This window comes from Pseudomonas sp. NPDC087598 (genome assembly GCF_044743525.1).
GTDB lineage: Bacteria > Pseudomonadota > Gammaproteobacteria > Pseudomonadales > Pseudomonadaceae > Aquipseudomonas.
The window spans coordinates 84851-107448 of the sequence record NZ_JBIUWQ010000002.1; the positions used below are offsets into that span (position 1 = coordinate 84851).

Sequence of the window (22598 nt, forward strand, 5' to 3'; positions counted from 1 at the left end):
ATGTACTTGATCAACGGACAGCAACACGACGCCTATAACGTCGACAGTGCACTTGAAAGCCTTGAGGCGGACCTGGCGCAACACCTGAGTACGCCGCTGCACAGCGAAACCGTTATCAACGCCGCCCTGCACTTTGCGCAATACCTGCGCAGCGCGGACACCACGCTGCCACTCGATACAGAGCAACGACAGGCCCTGATCGACTTCTGTGATCCGCAGGCATTGCGCCGTAAATTGCAACGCGAACTCGGCGCACAACCCGGCTCATTGCGGCGCTTTGATTATCGCCAGGCCCGCTTCGAATGCTGGAGCCCGCTTGGGCTGGTGGTCCACATCACGCCGGCCAACGCACCGTTGCTGGCCTTCTGCGCGGTGCTGGAAAGCCTGCTGGCCGGCAACGTCAACTGGTTGCGGCCCAGCAGCAGCGATCAGGGTCTGACCGCAGGCCTGCTTGGCGCTCTGCTGCAATGCGACCCGAGCGCTCAACTCGCAGGTTACGTCGCCGTATTGCCGGTCAGCACGGCGCAAATCGCACGCCTGTGCAAACGGGCCAACGGCGTCGCAGCCTGGGGCGGTGAAGCGGCCCTGCAAGCCATTCGCCAACAGATCCCGGCCGGTTGCCGCTGGATCGACTGGGGCCACCGCATCAGTTTCGTTTACCTGACGCCCGATGCCGCCACCCCCCAAGCGCTGGATGCCGTGGCGGATGAAGTCTGTCGGCTGGATCAGCAAGCCTGTTCCAGTCCGCAATGGTTGCTGGTCGATAGTGATGCCCCCGAGATCCTGCACGACATCGGCGAACGGCTGACGGCCGCCTTCGAACGTCGCGCAAGACAATGGCCGGCTCTGCTGCCCACGGCGCAAGAGGCCTCGCAGATCACCACGCACACGCAAATGACGCGGTTGGCGATGAGCTTCGCTGAGCAAACCGGGCACGTCTGGAGCGCACCGGGCTGGCGAGTCATCTGGGCACACAACCGTCAACTGATGCCTTCGCCGCTGTTTCGAAGTGTGCTGCTGCATCCGGTGCCGCGCGCCCTGATCACCGACACGTTATCGCCATGGCGCAACGTCCTGCAAAGCTGCGCGCTGCTGTGCGACGCAGCGCAAACCGGTGAGCTGGCACGTACGCTGATCGGCGCGGGCGTCACGCGAATCGCCCCGATCAACAGCATTCATGACGGCTATGACGGTGAGCCACATGACGGCGTCTACGCCCTGCAACGACTGAGCCGACGCGTGTCCGTCAGCTTGCCCGCCGACGTTCTGCCGAACCACGCCACCCTTGATTGCGCGCCATTGCCCGCGTCGCTGTCCGGGCAGCCGATCATGGACAAAACAGCCTTCGTCACCCAGCCGTACAACGCTAGCGCGCAACTGTATTTTCGCTCCGGAGGCAGCAGCGGCACACCGGCGTTATCGGCTTACAGCTATGGCGATTTCGACCGGCAAATGCGCGCGACGGCTGACGGCTTGTTCGCTGCCGGCCTCGACCCGGCCCAGGATCGAGTGATGAACCTGTTCTTCTGCGGCGGTTTGTACGGTGGCTTCTTCAGCTTTGCCAAAGTCCTCGAGTTGCTGGACATCACGCACCTGCCGATGGGCGCCCCGGCCGATGAAGATTACCGCGAAATCGCCGAACTGATCGTCAGTCAACGCGTGACCACATTGATTGGCATGCCGAGCACCGTGCATCGGCTGTTCCTCAACGAACGGCAACGGTTGCAGGCCTATGGCGGGATCGACAAGGTTTTTCTCGGCGGCGAACACCTCAGCGCAAACAGTCGCGAGCTGCTGCACAGCTGTGGCGTGTCGAACATCCGCTCGGCCATTTACGGCAGTGTCGACGCCGGCCCACTCGGTCATGCCTGCCAGGCCACCGGTGATGGCGTTTTCCATTTAATGAGTGACACCCAGCACCTGGAAATTGTCGCCCTCGACGCCGATGAACCCGTCGTCGGTAATCAAGTCGGTCGCTTGCTGTTCACGTCGATCGCACGCGAGGCGCAAAACGTTCAACGTTATGAAGTTGGCGACACGGGACGCTGGATTTCCGGCCCCTGCGCCTGCGGACTCACGTCGCCGCGCTTCGAACTGCTGCAACGCCACGGCAAGCTGATACGCATCGGCACCGACTTCATTTCATTGAGCGAACTGGCGGAGCACCTGCAAGTACCGTTTCAGTTGCTGCTCGACCATGCCCCCGATGGCCTGGAGCGCATGTGTCTGCGTAGCGAGCTGGAAGCGGCAGACGCACAGTTGCGGTTGTCCCGTTACCCGACACTGACCACGGTGATCGAAACCGGACTGTTACACCTGGAAGTTGAAGTCTGTGCCGTCGAGCACTTCACCCGAAACAGACACAGCGGCAAGACGCCGACCCTGATTGATTCACGCACTTGATACATGCGGTGAGTTCAACCAGACCACGATAAAAATGGTGAGCATTGTGAAAACTTCCGAACAACTGAACGAGTTGATCAACTTCGCTCGTGAACATTCGCCGTATTACCACGAACACTTTGTAGACGTTTCGAAAAAAATAACCGAATTGACTGAACTGCCGCTGATTGAACCTGCTGACTATTGGCAAAACAGTCAGACGTTAAATAAATGGCCAGTTTTGACCGGCACTGTGGCACAGGCATTGGTATTTAAAACCGGCGGTTCAACCAGCGCTGGAAAACTTTCTGTCTATACGCAAGATGAATGGCGTTCATTGGTCGGTGAATTCGGCAAAAGTCTGAATTCGCAATTCCAGCCCGGTGACCGGGTCGCCAATCTATTTTTTGCCGGTGACCTGTATGCCAGCTTCCTGTTCGTCCACGACTCACTGGCCCATGTTGCCGTGGAGATTACCGAATTCCCGTTTACCGGCGATGTCGACTCCGCCGTTCTGGCGCAATCCATCGTGCAGCACGGGATCAATGTGCTGGCGGGCCTGCCGGCACATCTGTTGACGTTCGCGGCCTGGCTCAAACGTCAGGAGCAGACGCTACCTGTGGTCGACACCCTGCTTTACGGCGGTGAAAGTCTGTTCGCCTCGCAACGCCAGCTACTTGAAGTAGCGTTTCCCAACGCGCGCATCGCCTCTATCGGCTATGCCAGTGTCGATGCCGGTTTCATCGGTAGCAGTCAGCGCGACTGCGCCGAAGGCGAGCATCGTATGCATGCCGAACACACCCTGGTGGAGATCATCGACGAACATTCCGGCGCAGTAATCGATGCCTGTGACCACACCGGTTTGCTGGTGATCACCAGTCTGCATCGTCGGTTGATGCCGTTGATTCGCTACCCGGTGGGCGACCGCGCCTGCTGGCGAGAACCCGTCGGCAGCGCGCGGCGCAAGTTCGCACTCAAGGGCCGCAGTGCTGGCAGCCAACGGGTTCGGCTGGGGATTTTATCGCTGATGCCGGAGGAAATTGGCGTGTTGATCCAGCACACCGCCAACAGTGACGACTGGCAACTGCTGATCGAACAGGACGGGAACAAGGATGTGTTGAGCCTGAAATGGGTGCCAGGCGCGCAATCCGCCGCCGTGGACGACGTCAACCGGGACCTGGAGGCGGGACTGATTGAACAGTACCCGTTGATCACGCAATTGCAGGCGGATCACCTGCTGAACCTGCGCATCGAGAGCTGCAGCCATGAGGATCTGCCACGCCACGCCCGCTCGGGCAAATGCCAGCGTGTGGTGGATCTGCGCTGCTATGAACACCGTGAAAAGGAGGTGCACCATGGAACCGCTGATTCTGCGTAATTACCGCGACACCGATGCGGCGGCCGTCAGCCAACTGTTTCGTAAGGTGTACGGCGACCTTTATGTGCAGCCCCATGTGTATCTGCCGCACATGATCAGTCAGAACCACGCCGACAAGCGTTGGCACTCGCTGGTTGCGGTCTGCGCGGGAGAGATCTGCGGCCATGCCACACTGTTTCGGGAAACCAACGCACGCACGGCCGAACTGGCTTTGAGCGTGGTTCACCCGGATACCCGAGGACAAAACGTTGCTACCCGTCTGAGCCAGCATTTGTTGACCCATGCGCAGGCATTGGGCTGTCAGAGCGTATTGATCAAACAGGTCACCCACCATCCGTACACGCAGCGGATGGCAATCAACCTCGGCTTTCATAACACCGGATTACTACCGGACTACGTCCCTTCACCGTTCGGCAGCGCGGTGCCGGAATCGATTGTCCTCGGCTGCTATGCCATCGACGGCTACCGACGCCCCTTGCCCAGGCAAAACTGGCCTGCCAGTTACCAAGAGTTCATGCAGCATTTATGTCGTGTGTTCGGCACGAAGAAGCAAAAATTTCGCTGGCATGGCGCAGCCGTTCAGCTGGAAAAACACGCTGATCGTTATGACATGCTGCTGAAAAAACTGCGTCCCGGCCTGCTCAGACAACTGCGCGAACTCCCTCGGCAATGGCTGATTTCGCTTCGGCTGCGACTGTCGCGGCACTTCGCCTGGGACCTGAGCAGGCTGAACGCCATCGGCTTTGTCTTTACCGGGCTGGCGCCCATGGAAGGTAAAGGAGGGGGATGGCTGGCGCTGTTTCACCGCGGTTACCAGCTGCGCGAGATGACGTTAACCTGCCCGTACATGCAGCAACTGCATGATCAGGCCCAACAGGAGCTCGCCACTCACTTGAGCGAGACGCCGTCACCGCGCGATTGAACGCGGTGCCGTCTTCGACAAAGGCCCGCTCAATGTCAAGCGGGCCACATCAATGTCTCAAGCCTTGGCTTTAACGCCTTGGTCGACCGGTTTCGCCACGTTGCCTTCACCATACGTCTTGAGGTTCTGCAGGACGTAGATGGCTTTTTTGTACTCTGGGATCAGAGCTTTGCCGTAAGCGTTGCCATTGAGGCCATTGTTCTGGATCGCATCAAGCTGAGTCGCGAAATATTCCAGTGCGTTGAATTTGACATCAATGTCTTTGGTCACGCCGAAACGGTCAAACTTGTCGCCGGCATTCATCAACGTGAAAGACGTGATCTCGGAGATCAGCCCGCGGCTACGCAGCATGTTGGCGAGGTTGCCCATCTGCTTGACCGAAACATTTGCAGGATCGAAACCCTTGATGTTCTTGCGCAGGCCTTGCTTGTCCATTTCGGCGGTATTGATGGCGTTGGGATCATTACCGACCATGGTGAGCATCTGCTGCACCTTGATGCTTTGCGCCACCTGCTTCTTCGCGCCAGTGTTGCGCACCATGACGCCAGCCTTGCTCTCCCAACCGCCGACTATGCCGATCGTCATGAGAAAACTCCCTGTGCAATTAACATGAAATGTCCTTGTTGAACCATTCGAATGCCGGGGAGTATCTACCGGCTAACTGATAGCACCAACCCTTTTGGTGCACTTTTTTACAATTCTTGTACATTCTCGATACAAACCGGCAAACGCCTATAAACACTGGCCTGCACGACCGTGACGAAAATCCTTTCAATAGACCTTTTGCTCTAACCAACGACTCCGAGAAGCTGCCTGTATCAGATTCGATACTGACCGGTCATCGCCACAGGGCTTTTTAGTACGTCTGTACCTAAAGCTTCTCGTAGCGGCGACGATACGTTAGGGATACCCGCACTGTTTTATCTCCCCGCCCCTAATAAGAATCGCAGCTCAAGGACCGGTCTCCATGCCCGCATTCCGCACTATTCAGGCTCGCTACACGCTGTTTCTGGTTCTGTTCATTCTGCTGCTGTCGGTACTGACGGTGGCGGGCATCAGCCAACTGGTTGCGCCCAAACTGCGGCACACCGAAGAACAGGTGGTGCTCAACCGCATCGCTGAAGTCGCCGAGCAGATTCAGGGCGAACTGAACAAGGTTCAGGCCCAACAACGCAGCATCACCCAGACCATTCCGTTGCTCGACAGCGCAGCCATCGACACGGTGTTGCCGGGGCTGGTGGATCAGTACGGCGAGCTGAAAGTGTTTGGCGGCGGTATCTGGCCTTTGCCGGGCCAGCGTGAAGCCGGACGCAACAAGTTCAGCACCTTCTGGCACCGCGATGCCTCGGGCAAACTGGCGGTGAACACCTTCTGGAACAGCGATGCGGCGCCCAACTATTACGACCAGAGCTGGTACAAGGGCGGCATGGCCACGCCTCGCGGCCAGTGCGCCTGGGCGGCGGCCTATAAAGACGATGCCAGTGCCGAGCCGCGCACCAACTGCGCCATGGCCATCCAGAAAAACGGCAACGCCTGGGGCGTATCGACCATTGACGTGACCCTGGGCTTTTTCAATGACCTGGTGGCCCGCAAGGAAAAAGACCTCAATGCCGAAATGCTGATCGTCGAGGCCGACGGCAAGATCATCAGCAACAGTTCGCGCATCAGCGGTCCGATCGTGCTGAAGAACATCAGTGAACTGACCGCCAGCTCGACCTTCGCCAGCCAGGTCAAGGCCGGCCTGCAAAACCGCGATCAGGCGCAGCGCGTCGAGTTCGACAACAACGGGCAAGACAGCACTTTCTTCATGCGCCCGATCGAAGGCACACCGTGGTTCCTTGCCACCGCCCTGCCAACTCAAATGCTCACCGCCCAGCGTGACGACGTGCTCAGCACCCTGAGCCTGTTGCAGATTCCGCTGGTGATTCTGTTGGTGCTGTTGCAGGTCTATGCAATTCGCCAGTTGGTGCAGCGCATGAAAGCGTTGAAAGCCAACATCGATTTGCTCTCCAGCGGCGATGCCGACCTGACTCGACGCATCACCATCCGCGCCGAAGACGAACTCGGCGCCATCGGCCACTCGGTCAACACCTTTATCGCCTACCTGCAAAACATGATCGGCGAAGTCACCCAGGCTACCGGTGCCATGGCGTCGAGCCTCGACAACCTGCAACGCACATCGACGCACACCAGTCAGATTCTCTTGCGTCACGCGTCGGAAACCGATCAGACCGTCACCGCCATCACCGAGATGAGCTCGACCGCCGAAAGCGTGGCGCAAAACGCTGCTGAAACCGCAGCGTTTACCCAGCGGGCCAACGAAAACGCCGACCGTTCGCGAGTGGTCGTCGGCGAGGCAACCAACAGCGTGGTGGCGCTGATCGACGAAGTGGCCAGCGCCACCCATAAAGTTGAAAACATGCAACAGGACGCCCAGCGCATCACCGAAATTCTCGGCGTAATCGGCGCGATTGCCGGCCAGACCAATCTGCTGGCCCTCAACGCCGCCATTGAAGCGGCCCGCGCCGGTGAACAGGGTCGCGGGTTTGCCGTGGTCGCCGACGAAGTCCGCGCCCTCGCCGCCCGCACACAGGCCAGCACCTCGGAAATCAACGAGATGCTGACGCGCCTGACGCAAGGCGTGAGCTCGTCGGTCAGCGCCATGGAAAATACCCAGGCCAGCTGTCAGTCCGCCGCCGACGCCACCGCACGGGTCAACTCCGGGCTGGATGAAATGGCCGGCTCGGTCAGCCACATCAACAGCCTCAGCACGCAGATCGCCACCGCCGCCGAACAGCAAAGTGCGGTGACCGAAGAAATCAACCGCAGCATGGTGCAGATTCGCCATATGGTTGATGAACTGGTGCAGAGCGGTCAGGCCAGCGAGCTCAACACGCGTCAGCTGCTGGAAGCCAATGGTCGGGTGAGCGCGATCATGGGGCGCTTCAAAGTCCGCTGATCCATGAACTCCCACAATGGCTTTCTGCAAAACAGATAACCCTTGTGGGAGCGAGCCTGCTCGCGAATGCGGTATTTCAGACGCCGGATGCATCGACTGGCAGAACGCTTTCGCGAGCAGGCTCGCTCCCACAGGGTTCGGCGATCAGCCTGACAGATTTGTCATCTCGCGCTCATCTGGCTGTCAGCCGTGATTTACGATCATCCTGCCAGTCTGTCTTGTAGCAACTGGAAACACTCCGTTGATGCCGGGCAGGAAAATCCAGTCAAAATGCGTTCTTTTTTGACCGCCATTTGAGTCGAGAACCCGTCATGCAAACCTCTCTGCGTCTGCTCGCCCTGAGCGCCCTGTTCATTTCCTCCCTGGCCCAGGCCGCTGACCTGATCCCTATTGAAGTGCATCGCGACGCCAACTGCGGCTGCTGCAAAAAATGGATCAGCCACCTGGAAGCCAACGGTTTCAAGGTCGAAGATCACGTCGAAAGCGACATGAGCAGCTTCAAGCAACAACATGGCGTGCCACCGCGCCTGGCTTCGTGCCACACCGCGATCATCAACGGCAAATTCGTCGAAGGCCATGTGCCGGCGGAACAAGTGCTGGCCCTGACCAAGCGCGACGATCTGCTCGGGGTTGCCGCACCGGGCATGCCGATGGGCTCGCCGGGCATGGAAATGGACGGCATGAGCGATGCCTATCAAGTGATCGGCCTAAAAAAGGATGGCGCTGACGTGGTGGTGGCAGACTACCCGGCGCATTGATGAGCGTCGCTTACATCGGATTGTTCTTTGCCGCTTTTGGCGCGGCGACACTGTTGCCGTTGCAATCCGAGGCGTTGCTGGTCGGATTGATTGTCAGCGAGCGTTACTGGCTCTGGGGCTTGCTGGCGGTGGCGACCGTGGGCAATGTGCTCGGCTCGCTGGTCAACTGGTGGCTGGGCCGTGGGCTGGAACGTTTTCAGGATCGGCGCTGGTTTCCGGTCAGCGCCAGACACATGGCCACGGCGCGCCGACACTATGAGCGTTACGGGCATTGGTCGCTGTTGCTCAGTTGGCTGCCGGTCATCGGTGATCCGTTGACGCTGATCGCCGGCGTCATGCGCGAGCCGCTCGGGCGCTTTCTGTTGATCGTCACGCTGGCCAAAGGTGTACGTTATGCCGTGCTGGCCATGCTGACGCTGGGTTGGCTTGGGTGAACGATCAGTCGCGGAGACTGCCTGTGTTTTAACGTCGTCATAATCCGCTCATTCCAGCATCGGCCGATCTCAAATGGAGTTTGACCTTATGTCTGTCACGATTTCCCGCTGGCTTCCCAGTCTGTTCCTCACCGCCGCCCTGCCGTTATTTGCTCATGCTGCCGCCACTCCGGTCGAAGGCCCTGCATACGGCCCGGAGCTGCAAGGTTTCGAATACCCTTACACACTCAAGCATTTCGCCTTTCAATCCCAAGGCAAGTCCCTGCAAATGGGCTACATGGATGTCGCCGCCCACGGTAAGGCCAACGGTCGCACGGTAGTGCTGATGCACGGCAAGCTCTTCTGCGCCGCCACTTGGGATAGTTCGATCAAGACCCTGAGCGAAGCGGGTTACCGGGTTATCGCACCGGATCAGATCGGCTTCTGCACCTCCAGCAAACCGGACAATTATCAGTACAGCTTCCAGCAACTGGCGACCAACACCCAGCAATTGCTCAAGGCACTGGGTATTCAGAAAGCCACCCTTTTAGGTCACTCCACCGGTGGCATGCTCGCCACGCGCTACGCCCTGATGTTCCCGGAGCAGGTCGAGGAACTGGCGCTGGTCAACCCGATCGGGCTAGAAGACTGGAAAGCCCTCGGTGTGCCCTACCGCACTGTGGATCAATGGTATGAGCGTGAGCTGAAAGTCAGCGCCCAAGGCATTCGTGAGTACCAGCGCAGCAACTTCTATGATGGCCGCTGGAAACCCGAGTTCGACCGCTGGGTCGACATGCTCGCAGGTCTGAGCAAAGGCCCGGGTAAAACCCAAGTGGCCTGGAACTCGGCGCTGATCTACGACATGATTTTCACCCAACCCGTGTACTACGAGTTCAAGGACCTGAAGATGCCGACTCTGCTGTTGATCGGCACTACCGACACCACAGCCATTGGCAAAGACATTGCGTCCCCTGAAGTGAAAGCGAAGATGGGGCACTATGACGTGCTCGGCAAACAAGTAGCCAAACTGATCCCGCAATCCACACTGGTGGAATTTCCCCGCTTGGGCCACGCGCCGCAAATGGAAGAACCGACGCAGTTTCATCAGGCGTTGCTCGGCTGGCTGAACAAGAACAATCCCGTTCGTTGATGAGGAGAAGCTGATGGCGGTGCAGATTGCAGTGATCGATGACTGGCAGGATGTGGCCCGCGACGTGGTTGATTGGGCGCAACTCGGCGGCGTTGGGGAAGTGACCTTCGAACATGATTACCCGGCAGACAACGCGACCCTGGCTGAACGTCTTGGCAAATACCAGGTGATCTGTGTCATGCGCGAACGCACGCGGTTCGACGCAGACCTGCTCAAGCGCCTGCCCAACCTCAAGCTGCTGGTCACCGGAGGCATGCGCAATGCCGCACTCGACATGCCGGCTGCGGCGTCGCTGGGTATCAAGGTCTGCGGCACCGACAGCTACAAACATGCGGCCCCGGAACTGACCTGGGCGCTGATCATGGCCGCTACGCGCAACCTGGTGAACGAAGCCAACTCGTTGCGTGCAGGTAGCTGGCAACAGGGACTGGGTGGTGATCTGCATGGCAAGACGTTGGGTATTCTCGGGCTGGGCAGCATCGGCCAGCGGGTGGCGCAGTTCGGACAGGTGTTCGGCATGCGCGTCATTGCCTGGAGTGAAAACCTCACGGCCGAACGCGCTGAACACGTCGGCGTAACCCTCGTCAGCAAGCAGCAATTGTTCGAACAGGCCGATGTGCTGTCGGTGCATCTGGTGCTCAGCGAACGCAGTCGCGGGCTGGTCGATGCACAGGCGCTGGACTGGATGAAACCGACGGCACTGCTGGTCAATACCGCCCGAGGGCCGATTGTCGATGAAACGGCATTGATCAAGGCGCTGCAAAAACAGCGCATTGCCGGGGCGGCGCTGGATGTATTCGATCAAGAGCCTTTGCCGGCGCTGCATCCGTTTCGCACACTGGACAATGTGCTGGCGACGCCCCACGTCGGGTATGTCAGTCGGCAGAACTATGAGCAGTTCTTTTCGCAGATGATCGAGGATATTCAAGCCTGGTCAGCTGGCAATACGCTTCGCCAACTGAACTGAAGTTTGACCTATGGCTGCGGGTGGGCTCACCGACGCCTTCGCGGGCAAGCCCGCTCCCACAAGGATCTGTGTTGACCACAAGATTTGTGTCATTCCAGCATTCCCCTGTGGGAGCGAGCCTGCTCGCGAATAGGCCTTCAGAAGCAACAAATCAACAAACTGTTCGCACCACAACAGTGCGACCGCCCTCCCCGCTAGCACGAAATTGTGACTGATCAGTCACCGTTTTGATCCGCATCCTCAAAAAAACCTGCACTTCGTCGGTGCGTTTGCACTCTCACACCACGATTTCCGCAGCCCGCCAACCGATTGTCGAACAATTTACCCATTTGCTCTGGCCCGCTCTAGGATCTGGCCTAGACTGACTTTCGCGGGGCAAAACCGGCCGGTCACAAACTGGAAAAATTATCGAAACTTTTGCTGATCCCGGCGGGTCATCTGAAAGGCAAGGCCAAAGTGACTGGTGCAATCCTTGCAATGGCCTCTTCACCCATTCTGCTTGCGCGTGTTGGGTAGCATTTGCTCACCGATGCGTGGCGCGTTTGTGCCCGGCCACAGGACGTGGTCATGGACAGGGTTTCGTTCAAGACAAGAATCAGATCAACGACACGGGAGATTCATATGATCAGTGCGGCATTGGATATTCAGGGAGAACGTGCTCAGCAGTCAGTAGGCGAAGCGAGCACCGTCAGCGTTCCCGGCAGCCGATCGATCAACATCCCCGGCACCAAGACGCTGACTCCGGTAGCGAGCCAGAATCCCAACAAGAAAAAAGTATTGTTCGTCACCTCGGAAATAGCCGACCTTGTCAAGACCGGCGGCCTCGGTGACGTTTCCGCCGCCCTGCCCCGTGCCATGGCGCATCTGCACGATGTACGCGTGTTGATCCCCGGTTATCCGCAAGTGATGCACAGCGAAAACCCTATTCATATCATCGGCGAACTGGGCGGCCATGCAGCGCTGCCGCCGTGCAAGATCGGGCGCATGGACATGCCGGACGGGCTGGTGATTTATGTACTGATCTGTCCCGAACTCTATGAACGCGAAGGCTCGCCCTACGGCGCCAACAATGGCCGCGACTGGCCGGACAACCACATTCGCTTTGCCCGTCTGGGCCTGGCTGCTGCCGACATCGCCGCCAACCTCGCGCAAATCCACTGGTGCCCGGATCTGGTGCACGCCCACGATTGGCCCGCCGGTCTGGCACCTGCTTATATGCACTGGCGCGGACAGCGTACGCCAACCTTGTTCACCATTCACAACCTCGCCTATCAAGGCGTGACCAGCCTCGGCTCCTGCCCGGAGCTGGGCATTCCGACCCATGCCCTGCAACAGGAAGGCATGGAGTTTTACGGCAAGATGTCGTTCCTCAAGGCCGGCATGGCGTATTCGAGCCATATCACCACGGTCAGCGCGACCTATGCGCAGGAAATCACCACCCCGGACTTCGGCTGCGGCCTCGACGGCTTTCTCGCCGCCAAGACCCAGCAAGGCTTGCTCAGCGGTATCCCCAACGGCATCGATGAGAGCTGGGACGCAGCGACCGACCCACATCTGTTCGCGCCGTTCCACATCGGCGACTGGGAAGGCAAAGCAGTCAATGCCGCCCACGTTCGCGAGCTGTTTGGTTTGCACGACTCCGAAGGCCCGTTGTTCGCCGTGGTATCGCGCCTGGTTTACCAGAAAGGTCTGGACCTGACCGAAGCGGTCTCCGAGTACATCGTGCAGAACGGCGGCCAGATCGCGATCATCGGCCGTGGCGAACCGGAAGAAGAGCAAGCCATGCGTGAACTGGCGCTGCGCTTCCCCGGCCAGGTCGGCGTACGCATCGGCTTTAACGAAACCGACGCCCGCCGCATGTTTGCCGGCAGCGACTTCCTGTTGATGCCTTCGCGCTACGAACCGTGCGGTTTGAGCCAGATGTACGCCCAGCGTTTCGGCTCGTTGCCGGTGGCGCGTAATACCGGCGGCCTGGCCGACACCATCGAAAACGGCGTGACCGGTTTCCTCTTCGATCAATCCACCGTCGAGAGCTACCGCGAAGCCTTGAGCCGTGCCTTCAAGGTCTTTGCGTTCCCCGAGCTGCTCAACGCCATGCGTTGCCGGGCCATGGCGGCGCCGTTCAACTGGTGCAAAGCGGTCGAACCGTACGCCGAACTTTATGAACAACTGGTCGCCAAGGCGCTGGGTAAAGCCCACCACAAGTAATCAGGGAGTTTTCCACGATGCCGTTACGGACCCAAGAAAACTGGCCCCACGGCGCGATCATGCTGGACGCCGAACACACACAATTTGCGCTATGGGCACCCGACGCGTTTTACGTCAGTGTCGAACTGGAAGACGGGCAGTCGCTGCCCATGTTGCCGCAAGCCGATGGCTGGTTTCTGATCAAGACCCGCTGTCCGGCAGGCACGCGTTACCGCTACAACATCGATGGCGAACTGGATGTGCCGGATCCGGCCTCCCGCGCTCAGGACGGCGACCTCGACCGCCAGAGCGTGGTGGTCGATCCGCTGGCCTATCAATGGCAGCACAGTGCCTGGCACGGCAGACCATGGAACGAAGCGGTCATCTATGAATTGCATGTCGGGACGCTGGGCGGTTTTGCGGCTGTCGAGCAGCATCTGTCGCGGCTGGTAGCGCTGGGCATCACCGCGATTGAACTGATGCCGATCGCGCAATTTCCCGGCGAGCGCAACTGGGGTTACGACGGCGTCTTGCACTACGCTCCGCAAGCCTCGTACGGCACCCCGGAACAACTCAAGCATTTGATCGACACTGCCCACGGCCATGGCCTGGCGGTGATTCTTGACGTGGTCTACAACCACTTCGGCCCCGACGGCAATTACCTGGGCCGCTACGCCAAGGGGTTTTTCCGCGAGGACAAACACACGCCGTGGGGCGCCGGAATCGATTTTCGGCGGCGTGAAGTCCGCGACTTTTTCATTGAAAACGCCTTGATGTGGCTACTCGAGTATCGCTTCGACGGCTTGCGCCTCGACGCTGTTCACGCCATCGAAGACCCGCATTTCCTGCGAGAACTGGCGCAGCGCATTCGCCAACAGATTGATCCGGGACGCCATGTCTGGCTGACCGTCGAGAACGAGCTCAACCAGTCAAGCTTGCTGGAAGAAGATTACGACGCGCAGTGGAACGACGACGGCCATAACGCCCTGCATGTATTGCTGACTGGTGAAACCGACGCCTATTACGCCGACTACGCACTGCAACCCACCCAACAGTTGGTCCGCTGCCTGAGCCAGGGTTTCGTCTTTCAGGGGCATATCACCCGCCACGGCGAACCCCGGGGCGAACCGAGCGAACATCTGCCGTCGACCGCGTTCGTACTGTTTCTGCAGAACCACGACCAGATCGGCAACCGGGCTTTCGGTGAGCGTCTGCATCAACTGGCCGATCCCCGCGCCTTGCAAGCGGCGACGGTGCTGTTGCTGCTGTCGCCGATGATCCCGCTGATGTTCATGGGCGACGAGTTTGCCGCCGAACAGCCGTTTCTGTTTTTCACCAGCCATCACGGTGAGCTTGCAGAGTTGGTGCGTGAAGGTCGGCGCAACGAATTCGCCGGGTTCAGCGCCTTCACCGATACGCACAAACGCGAGCAGATCCCTGATCCGAACGACCCCAAAACCTTCCTGGCCTCGCGCCCGCAACTGCTCGGCAACGGCACCGCGCAGCAACAGGAAACCCTCGCGCTGTACCGGCAACTGCTGCAATTGCGCCATCGATACATCATCCCGAATCTTTCCGGAACGCAGGCGCTGGGTGCGCAGATGCTCGGCCATGCCGCCGTCAGCGCACGCTGGCGACTGGGCGATGGCAGCGAGCTGCGAATCGACCTGAACCTCAGCGATACGGCGGTGGTCAACCCTCCACGGACCGACGCGGTGTGGCAGTTCCAACAGCCAGCCGCTGTCGAACCGTCGGATGAGGGCCTGCTGCCCCCGTATTGCGCGCTCGTCAGCCTCACGGCCGCAACCCCTCTGCAACCTCTGAATGGAGAGCGCCTATGAGCGATGCGCAACTGGAAATCCTCGCCAGCCGAGCCGGCCTTGCAGTCGACTGGATCGACGCCAACGGCCGCCCGCAAAAAGTCACCCCGGCGGTATTGCGCAATGTCCTGACCGGGCTCGGCCACCCCGCCAGCACCGCCCAGGAAATCGACGCCAGCCTGCTTGAGCTGCAACAAGTCCAGCAAGACCGCCACCTGCCGCCGCTGTTGACCAGCGATGTCGGCGTCGGCGTCGATCTGGCGCGTTATTTCGAACCGGGCACTCCCTGTGAAATCCACCTCGAAGACGGTTCACGACTGAACCTCAAGCTCGATGCCGAGGCCGTGCTGCCCGGTCTGATCCCGGTCGGATACCAGCAAGTGCACATTGCCGATCAATACTTCACCCTGGCGGTGGCACCAGAGCGTTGCTTCAGCGTCGGCGATGCGGTCGACAATCCGATCCCGCGTGTCTGGGGGCTGAGCGTGCAGTTGTATGGCCTGCGTCGTCCCGGCGATGGCGGGTTTGGCGACACCCAGGCATTAGAAGAACTCGCGCGCGTGGCCGGTGAGCGCGGCGCCGATGCGCTGGCGATCAGTCCGTTGCACGCGATGTTCAGCGCCGACACCGGACGGTACAGCCCTTATTCACCGTCCAGCCGTTTGTTCCTCAATTCGCTGTACGCCGCGCCGGGCGCGATTCTTGGTGAACGGGCCTTGCGCGATGCCATCGAGGTGACCGGTCTGGCGGAGCAATTTGCCCAACTGGAAGACCTCAAACTCATCGACTGGCCCGCCGCCGCCGACGCCAAGCAAAAGCTCCTGCAAGCCTTGTACGACGGCTTCGTCGCGGGCGAGCATCCGTTGCATCCCGACTTCGCCAGTTTCCGTCACGCCGGTGGCGAAGCACTGGAAAACCATTGCCGCTTCGAAGCCATTCAAGAGATGCGTGCCGCCCGCGGCGAAAGCCTCGACTGGCGCGAATGGCCCGAGCAGTGGCATGACCCGCGCGGCGCTGCCCTCGAAGCATTCGCCGAAGAATACGCCGAACGCATCGGCTACTTCGCTTTTTGCCAGTGGCTGATCCACCGTTGCCTGGAGCGTGCGCAAACCACCGCCCGCAGTGCTGGCATGGGCATCGGCCTGATTGCTGACCTCGCGGTCGGTGCCGATGGTGCCGGCAGTCAGGCCTGGAGTTTTCAGGACGAATTGCTCGCCTCGCTGACCGTCGGCGCACCGCCGGACATCCTCAATCGCTCGGGCCAAGGCTGGGGCATTTCTGCGTTTTCGCCGGAAGGCCTGATCCGCAATGGTTTTCGTGCGTTCATCGAAATGCTCCGCGCCAACTTCGCCCACGCTGGCGGCCTGCGCATCGACCATGTGATGGGCCTGCAACGTTTGTGGGTGATTCCCAACGGAGCCGTGCCGGCCGACGGCGCCTACTTGTATTACCCGGTCGATGACCTGCTGCGCCTGCTGACCCTGGAGTCCCATCGTCACCAGGCTATTGTCCTCGGTGAAGACCTCGGCACTGTGCCCGACGGTCTCCAGGAAAAACTCATCGCCCGCTCCATGCTCGGCATGCGCGTCTTGCTGTTCGAGCAGAACAACACCCATTTCAAACCGATTCTCGACTGGCCGGACAATGCCCTGGCAACCACCAGCACTCACGACTTGCCGACGCTCAACGGCTGGTGGCATGGCCGCGACATCGACTGGAATGCACGCCTGGGATTTGTCGATGCCAACGGTGAAATCGAATGGCGACGCCACCGCCAGCGTGAACGCGAAGGTCTGCGCGGCGCCTTGAGTCAGGACCCGCAAAACTTCCGCGAAGAGTCCCACGAGGCCGATCAAGTGGTCGACGCCAGCGTGCGCTTCCTTGGCCATACCCGCGCACCACTGGTGTTGCTACCGCTGGAGGATGCGCTGGGCATCATCGAGCAGGCGAATCTGCCGGGCACCATCGATACGCACCCGAACTGGTCGCGGCGTTTGCCCGGCAGCAGTGAAGCGCTGCTCGACGGTGCAGATGCTGCGCGCCGTCTCGAGTTACTGGCGTGTGCGCGCCTGCAGGCTGCCGAGCGTGACCAATGAATCAATCGCTCATCCAACCGTTGCGCGCCACCCTGCGTCTGCAATTTCATAAAGGTTTCACCCTCGGACACGCGGTGCCACTGGTGCCGTACTTTGCCCGGCTCGGCATCAGCCACATTTACGCCTCGCCATTGCTCGCCGCGCGCGCCGGTTCGATGCACGGCTACGACGTCGTTGACCCGACGCAAGTCAACCCGGAACTCGGCGGCGAACCGGCGCTGCGGCGGCTGGTCAGCACCCTGCGCGAACACGGCATGGGCCTGATTCTCGACATCGTCTCCAACCACATGGCGGTCGGCGGCAGCGACAATCCGTGGTGGCTCGACCTGCTCGAATGGGGACGCTTGAGTCCCTACGGTGAGTTTTTCGACATTCAATGGCATTCGCCGGACCCATTGATGGAAGGCCAGTTGCTGCTGCCATTTCTAGGCAGTGATTACGGCGTGGCGTTGCAGGAAGGCACGCTGAAACTGCATTTCGATGCGCAACGCGGCAGCTTTCATGTCGAGCACTACGACCATCACTTCCCGATCTGCCCGAACGATTACGGTGAACTGCTCAAGGCCGACGATGCATTGAAGTCACTGGCCGATCGTTTCAGCGCGCTCAGCTACCAGAGCGACGCCCATACGCTGGCCGTTCCGTTGAAAGAAGAGCTGCGGCAACTGGCAAACGAACCGTCGATTCGCGAGGCCATCCAGCGCAATCTCGCGACCTTCGATTCCACCACCGAGGAAGGCTTCCACAAGCTTCATCAATTACTCGAACGGCAGAGTTACCGCCTCGCCAGTTGGCGCACTGCGGCTGACGACATCAACTGGCGGCGTTTCTTCGATATCAACGAACTCGGTGGATTGCGCGTCGAGCGCCCGGCGGTGTTCGAAGCGACCCACGGCAAAATTTTCCAGTTGATCGCCGAAGGCCTGGTCGATGGTTTGCGCATTGACCACATCGATGGCCTCGCCGATCCACGCGGCTACTGTCGCAAACTGCGCCGCCGGGTCGATCTGCTTGCGCCGGGGCGGCATCTGCCGATCTACATCGAGAAGATCCTCGGCGCCGGCGAAACGCCCCGCCGCGACTGGGCGGTGGACGGCACCACCGGTTACGAATTCATGAATCAGCTGTCGCTGCTGCAACACGATCCGGACGGCGAATACGTGCTCGGCGACTTGTGGCAGCGGCGCACCGAACGGCCCGCCGCGTTTATCGAAGAAGCGCAACTGGCGCGTAAGCAGATCCTCAACGGTTCGCTGGCCAGCGATTGCGAATCTGTCGCGCAGGCGTTGCTGCAAGTGGCCCGTGACGACCTGATGACCCGCGACCTGACCCTCGGTGCGATTCGTCGCGCATTGCAGGCGTTGATCGTGCATTTTCCGGTGTACCGCACTTACATCAGCGCAATGGGCCGCTCGGCGCAGGACGAAGGATTTTTCCAACAGGCCATGGACGGTGCAAGGCAGACTCTCGGCGAAGGTGACTGGCCGGTGCTCGACTGTCTGGCAGCCTGGTTGGGGGGTACGCCGTGGCGACACAAGCCCCGTGGCCGCTCGCGGAAAATCCTCAAACATGCCTGCGTGCGCTTCCAGCAACTGACGTCGCCGGCCGCCGCCAAAGCCGTCGAAGACACCGCGTTGTATCGCTCCGCCGTGCTGCTGTCGCGCAATGACGTCGGTTACAACACCGAGCAATTCAGTGCGCCGCTCAGCGACTTCCATGCGGTCAATCAGCAACGCCTTGAGGCGTTCCCCGACAACCTGCTGGCCACCGCCACCCACGACCACAAACGCGGCGAAGACACCCGCGCACGTCTGGTCGTGCTCAGCGAGCGCAGCCACTGGTACGCCGAGCAGATTGAGTTGTGGCGTGCCCTCGCCCGGCCGGTACGTAGTGACGAGCAGATGCCGTCAACCGGCGACGAGCTGATTCTGTATCAGGCCCTGATCGGCAGTTGGCCGCTGGAATTGCGCGATGACGATCACAGCGGATTCAGCGATTACGCCGAGCGCATCTGGCAGTGGCAACAGAAAGCGTTGCGCGAAGCCAAGCTACAAAGCAGTTGGAGCGCGCCGAACGATGCTTACGAAAACGCCACGCAGGCGTTCACACAACGACTGTTGACCGGTGAGGAAGGTGAACTGCTGCGCGCCGCACTGAGCAAGACCGTCAACAGCATCGCCGCTGCCGGCGCACTGAATGGCTTGGCGCAAACCTTGCTGCGCATGACGGTGCCGGGGGTGCCGGATCTGTATCAGGGCAATGAATTCTGGGATTTCAGCCTGGTCGATCCGGACAACCGCCGGCCGGTGGATTACGCCGCTCGCGAGCAGGCCTTGCAGGCACCCGTGCCAGTCGAGGAATTGCTGACGAACTGGCGTGACGGGCGCATCAAGCAAGCCTTGATCGCCGAGGTGCTGAACCTGCGCGCCGAGCACGCCGAACTGTTTCGTCGTGGCGGGTATCAGGCCCTCGAGGTGCTGGGCAGTCAGGCGCATAACGTGCTCGCGTTTGCCCGTGAACTTGAGGGCACACACGCCATCGTGATCGTGCCGGTCCGTTGCGCCACCCTGCTGGGAAACAGTGCCAGGCCTCAGGTGGATGCGCTGCGTTGGGGCGATACGCGAGTGGTTTTACCGTTCGCCGCCTCCGACACAAACCTGAAGGGACTTTTTTCAAGTCGCGCAGTCACAAAAAACAGGGAGCTGAATATCAGCGACGCGCTGGGGGATGTCCCGGTCAATCTCTTTATCCAACACTTAACGTAAGCATCAGTTCAGTTCAGGAGCATTGCGATGAGCACCGACGATAAACGCATCCGCGAATTCGCCTATCAGATCTGGGAGTCAGAGGGTAAACCCGAAGGCGAGGAATCACGCCACTGGGAGATGGCGCGCAAACTGGCCGAGGCCGAAGCCCTGGCACCGAAAAAATCGCCGAAAGCGGCGGGCAGCAAAACCGCTGGCAAGACTGCCACCGGCAAAGCACTCGATGGCCAAGGCGCGGCGGCAAAGCCCAAGCCTGCGGCCAAAGCCAAACCCGCCAGCGCCGCCAAAGTCGTTCCGCAGGGCGAAAAACCGGCCGAGAAAAAGCCCCGAGCGCCGCGCAAGCCTTCGGCGACCTGACGCTAACCGTTTTATTGAACTGAACAACCGTGTGGCGGGTTCGCTCGCCACCGAGGACCAACTCGTCCTCAAAAAATACGTATTTCCCTTGTGAATATGGACTTTGTGGCGAGGGAGCTTGCTCCCGCTGGACTGCGCAGCAGTCCCATTTTCAGGGCCGCTTCGCTGCCCAGCGGGAGCAAGCTCCCTCGCCACAGGGAACACTGGGCATCAAGTTGCCCTAAAAAAGTAGCCCGACCGAATTTCATGTCACCCCAGAATTCAACTGTTTTGCAGGAGCAATCATGACCCGTCCAAATAAAGCCGAGCCCGTCACGCACGCCGAACCTTCGAGAATCCGCGAAGGCCTGCCCTTCCCGCTCGGCGCGACCTGGGATGGCCTGGGGGTGAACTTTGCTCTGTTCTCCGCCAACGCCACCAAGGTTGAACTGTGCATCTTCGATGATGCCGGCGAGGTCGAACTCGAACGCATCGAGCTGCCGGAATACACCGACGAGATCTACCACGGCTATTTACCCGACGCGCATCCGGGGCTGATCTACGGCTACCGGGTTTACGGCGCATACGACCCGGCCAACGGTCATCGTTTCAACCACAACAAACTGCTCATAGACCCGTACGCCAAACAACTCGTTGGTGAACTGAAATGGTCGGAAGCCCTGTTCGGCTACACCATCGGCCATCCCGACGCTGACCTCAGCTTCGACGAACGCGACAGCGCGCCCTTCGTGCCCAAGTGCAAAGTCATCGACCCGGCGCACACCTGGGGCAACGACCACCGTGTCAGCGTGCCATGGGATAAAACGATCATTTATGAGACCCACGTGCGCGGCATCAGCATGCGTCACCCATCGGTGCCAGAGAATGTGCGCGGCACGTTCGCCGGTTTGATGGTCGATGACGTGCTCGAACACATCCGCAAATTGGGCGTGTCCACCGTCGAGTTGCTGCCAATCCATGCCTTCGTCAACGATCAGCACTTGCTGCACAAAGGCATGACCAACTACTGGGGCTACAACAGCATCGCCTTCTTCGCCCCGGACCCGCGTTACCTCGCCAGCGGCAAGATCGCCGAGTTCAAGGAGATGGTTGCGCACCTGCACGAGGCCAATCTGGAAGTGATCCTCGACGTGGTCTACAACCACACCGCCGAGGGCAACGAGCAAGGCCCGACCCTGTCGATGCGCGGCATCGACAACGCCTCGTACTACCGACTGATGCCGGACGACAAGCGCTTCTACATCAACGATTCCGGCACCGGCAACACGCTGGATCTGAGCCACCCGTGTGTGCTGCAAATGGTCACCGACTCGCTGCGCTATTGGGCCAGCGAGATGCACGTCGACGGCTTCCGCTTCGATCTGGCGACCATTCTCGGGCGTTATCACGACGGTTTCGACGAGCGTCACAGCTTCCTCGTTGCCTGCCGGCAGGACCCGGTGCTGCGTCAGGTGAAAATGATTGCCGAGCCGTGGGACTGCGGCCCCGGTGGCTACCAGGTCGGTAACTTCCCGCCGGGCTGGGTCGAGTGGAACGACAAGTTCCGCGACACCGTGCGCGCCTTCTGGAAAGGCGATGACGGCCAGGTCGCCGACTTCGCCAGCCGCATGACCGCGTCTGGCGAGATGTTCAATCAGCGTGGACGGCGGCCGTATTCGTCAGTGAACTTCATCACTGCTCACGACGGTTTTACCCTCAACGATCTGGTGTCGTACAACGACAAGCACAACGAAGCCAACGACGAAAACAATCAGGACGGCAGCAACAATAATCTGTCGTGGAACCACGGCGTCGAAGGCCCGACCGACGATCCCGAAATCAATGCGCTGCGCCATCGGCAGATGCGCAACTTCTTCGCCACCCTGCTGCTCGCCCAGGGCACGCCAATGATTGTCGCTGGCGACGAATTCGCCCGGACTCAGGACGGCAACAACAACGCGTACTGCCAGGACAGCGAAATTGGCTGGGTCAACTGGGACCTGAGCGAGGACGGCAAAGCGCTGCTGAAATTCGTCAAACGCCTGATCAAGTTGCGTCTCGCCTACCCGATCCTGCGCCGTGGGCGCTTTCTGGTCGGCGAGTACAACGAGGACATCGGCGTCAAGGACGTGACCTGGCTCGCCCCCGACGCCACCGAGATGACCACCGAACACTGGCATGACGCCCATAACCGTTGCCTGGGCATGCTGCTTGATGGCCGCGCACAGGAAACCGGGATTCGCCGCAAGGGCGCCGACGCGACCCTGCTGCTGGTGGTCAACGCCCATCACGACATCGTCAATTTCACCTTGCCGGAAGTCCCGGAAGGCAGTTTCTGGACGTGCATGGTCGACACCAATCAGCCATCGATTCGCGGTCAGGAGCGCTTCGATTTCGGCCACGAATATTCGGTCACTGGCCGCTCGTTGCTGCTGTTTGAACTGCACCGCGAAGAAGAAGATTGA

The 22598-nt window shown here is 60.0% G+C and carries 14 protein-coding genes and 2 pseudogenes; 15 read left to right on the top strand and 1 reads right to left on the bottom strand.

Features of this window, described 5'->3' with window-relative positions:
• The 3 genes from ACIOWE_RS01910 to ACIOWE_RS01920 are packed head-to-tail and all read left to right on the top strand — an operon-like array spanning position 1 to position 4682.
• A complete protein-coding gene (locus ACIOWE_RS01910; protein WP_401386667.1) occupies positions 1-2403 on the top strand; it encodes an aldehyde dehydrogenase family protein in 2403 nt (800 codons plus the stop codon).
• Positions 2404-2449: 46 nt separating this feature from the next.
• On the top strand, positions 2450-3760 hold the full coding sequence (locus tag ACIOWE_RS01915; protein WP_401386670.1) for a phenylacetate--CoA ligase family protein: 1311 nt from the start codon (positions 2450-2452) through the stop codon (positions 3758-3760).
• Entirely contained in the window at positions 3738-4682 is a 945-nt protein-coding gene (locus tag ACIOWE_RS01920) for a GNAT family N-acetyltransferase (RefSeq protein ID WP_401386930.1), read from the top strand. The genes ACIOWE_RS01915 and ACIOWE_RS01920 overlap by 23 nt, the downstream gene beginning before the upstream one ends.
• Positions 4683-4739: 57 nt before the next feature.
• Here ACIOWE_RS01920 and ACIOWE_RS01925 read toward each other — a convergent pair whose 3' ends face one another.
• Positions 4740-5267 carry a hypothetical protein gene (locus tag ACIOWE_RS01925; RefSeq protein ID WP_401386673.1) on the bottom strand — a complete coding sequence of 176 codons (528 nt, stop codon included), beginning with the start codon at positions 5265-5267 and terminating at the stop codon, positions 4740-4742.
• Positions 5268-5649: 382 nt separating this feature from the next.
• Between ACIOWE_RS01925 and ACIOWE_RS01930 the strand changes: the two are divergent.
• The 12 genes and pseudogenes from ACIOWE_RS01930 to glgX all read left to right on the top strand — a co-directional run.
• Positions 5650-6780 (top strand): annotated as a pseudogene (locus ACIOWE_RS01930) (cache domain-containing protein); the annotation flags it as partial.
• Positions 6781-7113: 333 nt separating this feature from the next.
• Positions 7114-7641: pseudogene (locus tag ACIOWE_RS01935) on the top strand (methyl-accepting chemotaxis protein); the annotation flags it as partial.
• Between the two features lie 311 nt (positions 7642-7952).
• Complete coding sequence (locus ACIOWE_RS01940; protein WP_401386676.1) at positions 7953-8399, top strand: DUF411 domain-containing protein; 447 nt, start codon at positions 7953-7955, stop codon at positions 8397-8399.
• The gene (locus tag ACIOWE_RS01945; RefSeq protein ID WP_401386678.1) at positions 8399-8833 is read left to right on the top strand and encodes a YqaA family protein; all 435 of its coding nucleotides are present in this window, start codon (positions 8399-8401) and stop codon (positions 8831-8833) included. Before ACIOWE_RS01940 ends, ACIOWE_RS01945 begins: the two co-directional genes overlap by 1 nt.
• An 88-nt stretch (positions 8834-8921) precedes the next feature.
• Positions 8922-9962: an alpha/beta fold hydrolase gene (locus tag ACIOWE_RS01950; RefSeq protein ID WP_401386680.1), complete on the top strand. Its 1041-nt coding sequence runs from the start codon at positions 8922-8924 to the stop codon at positions 9960-9962.
• A 13-nt stretch (positions 9963-9975) separates the two neighbouring features.
• Complete coding sequence (locus tag ACIOWE_RS01955; protein ID WP_401386683.1) at positions 9976-10929, top strand: D-2-hydroxyacid dehydrogenase family protein; 954 nt, start codon at positions 9976-9978, stop codon at positions 10927-10929.
• A 621-nt stretch (positions 10930-11550) separates the two neighbouring features.
• Complete coding sequence (gene glgA / locus ACIOWE_RS01960; RefSeq protein ID WP_401386686.1) at positions 11551-13137, top strand: glycogen synthase GlgA; 1587 nt, start codon at positions 11551-11553, stop codon at positions 13135-13137.
• Positions 13138-13154: 17 nt separating this feature from the next.
• A complete protein-coding gene (gene treZ / locus ACIOWE_RS01965) occupies positions 13155-14957 on the top strand; it encodes a malto-oligosyltrehalose trehalohydrolase (RefSeq protein ID WP_401386689.1) in 1803 nt (600 codons plus the stop codon).
• Positions 14954-17032: a 4-alpha-glucanotransferase gene (gene malQ, locus ACIOWE_RS01970; RefSeq protein WP_401386692.1), complete on the top strand. Its 2079-nt coding sequence runs from the start codon at positions 14954-14956 to the stop codon at positions 17030-17032. Before treZ ends, malQ begins: the two co-directional genes overlap by 4 nt.
• Positions 17029-19797, top strand: coding sequence for a malto-oligosyltrehalose synthase (locus tag ACIOWE_RS01975; RefSeq protein ID WP_401386694.1), 2769 nt, complete (start codon positions 17029-17031; stop codon positions 19795-19797). The genes malQ and ACIOWE_RS01975 overlap by 4 nt, the downstream gene beginning before the upstream one ends.
• A 27-nt stretch (positions 19798-19824) precedes the next feature.
• Positions 19825-20154 (top strand): DUF2934 domain-containing protein, encoded by a 330-nt coding sequence (locus ACIOWE_RS01980; RefSeq protein ID WP_401386696.1) that lies wholly within the window; start codon positions 19825-19827, stop codon positions 20152-20154.
• Positions 20155-20438: 284 nt separating this feature from the next.
• On the top strand, positions 20439-22598 hold the full coding sequence (gene glgX, locus ACIOWE_RS01985; RefSeq protein ID WP_401386699.1) for a glycogen debranching protein GlgX: 2160 nt from the start codon (positions 20439-20441) through the stop codon (positions 22596-22598).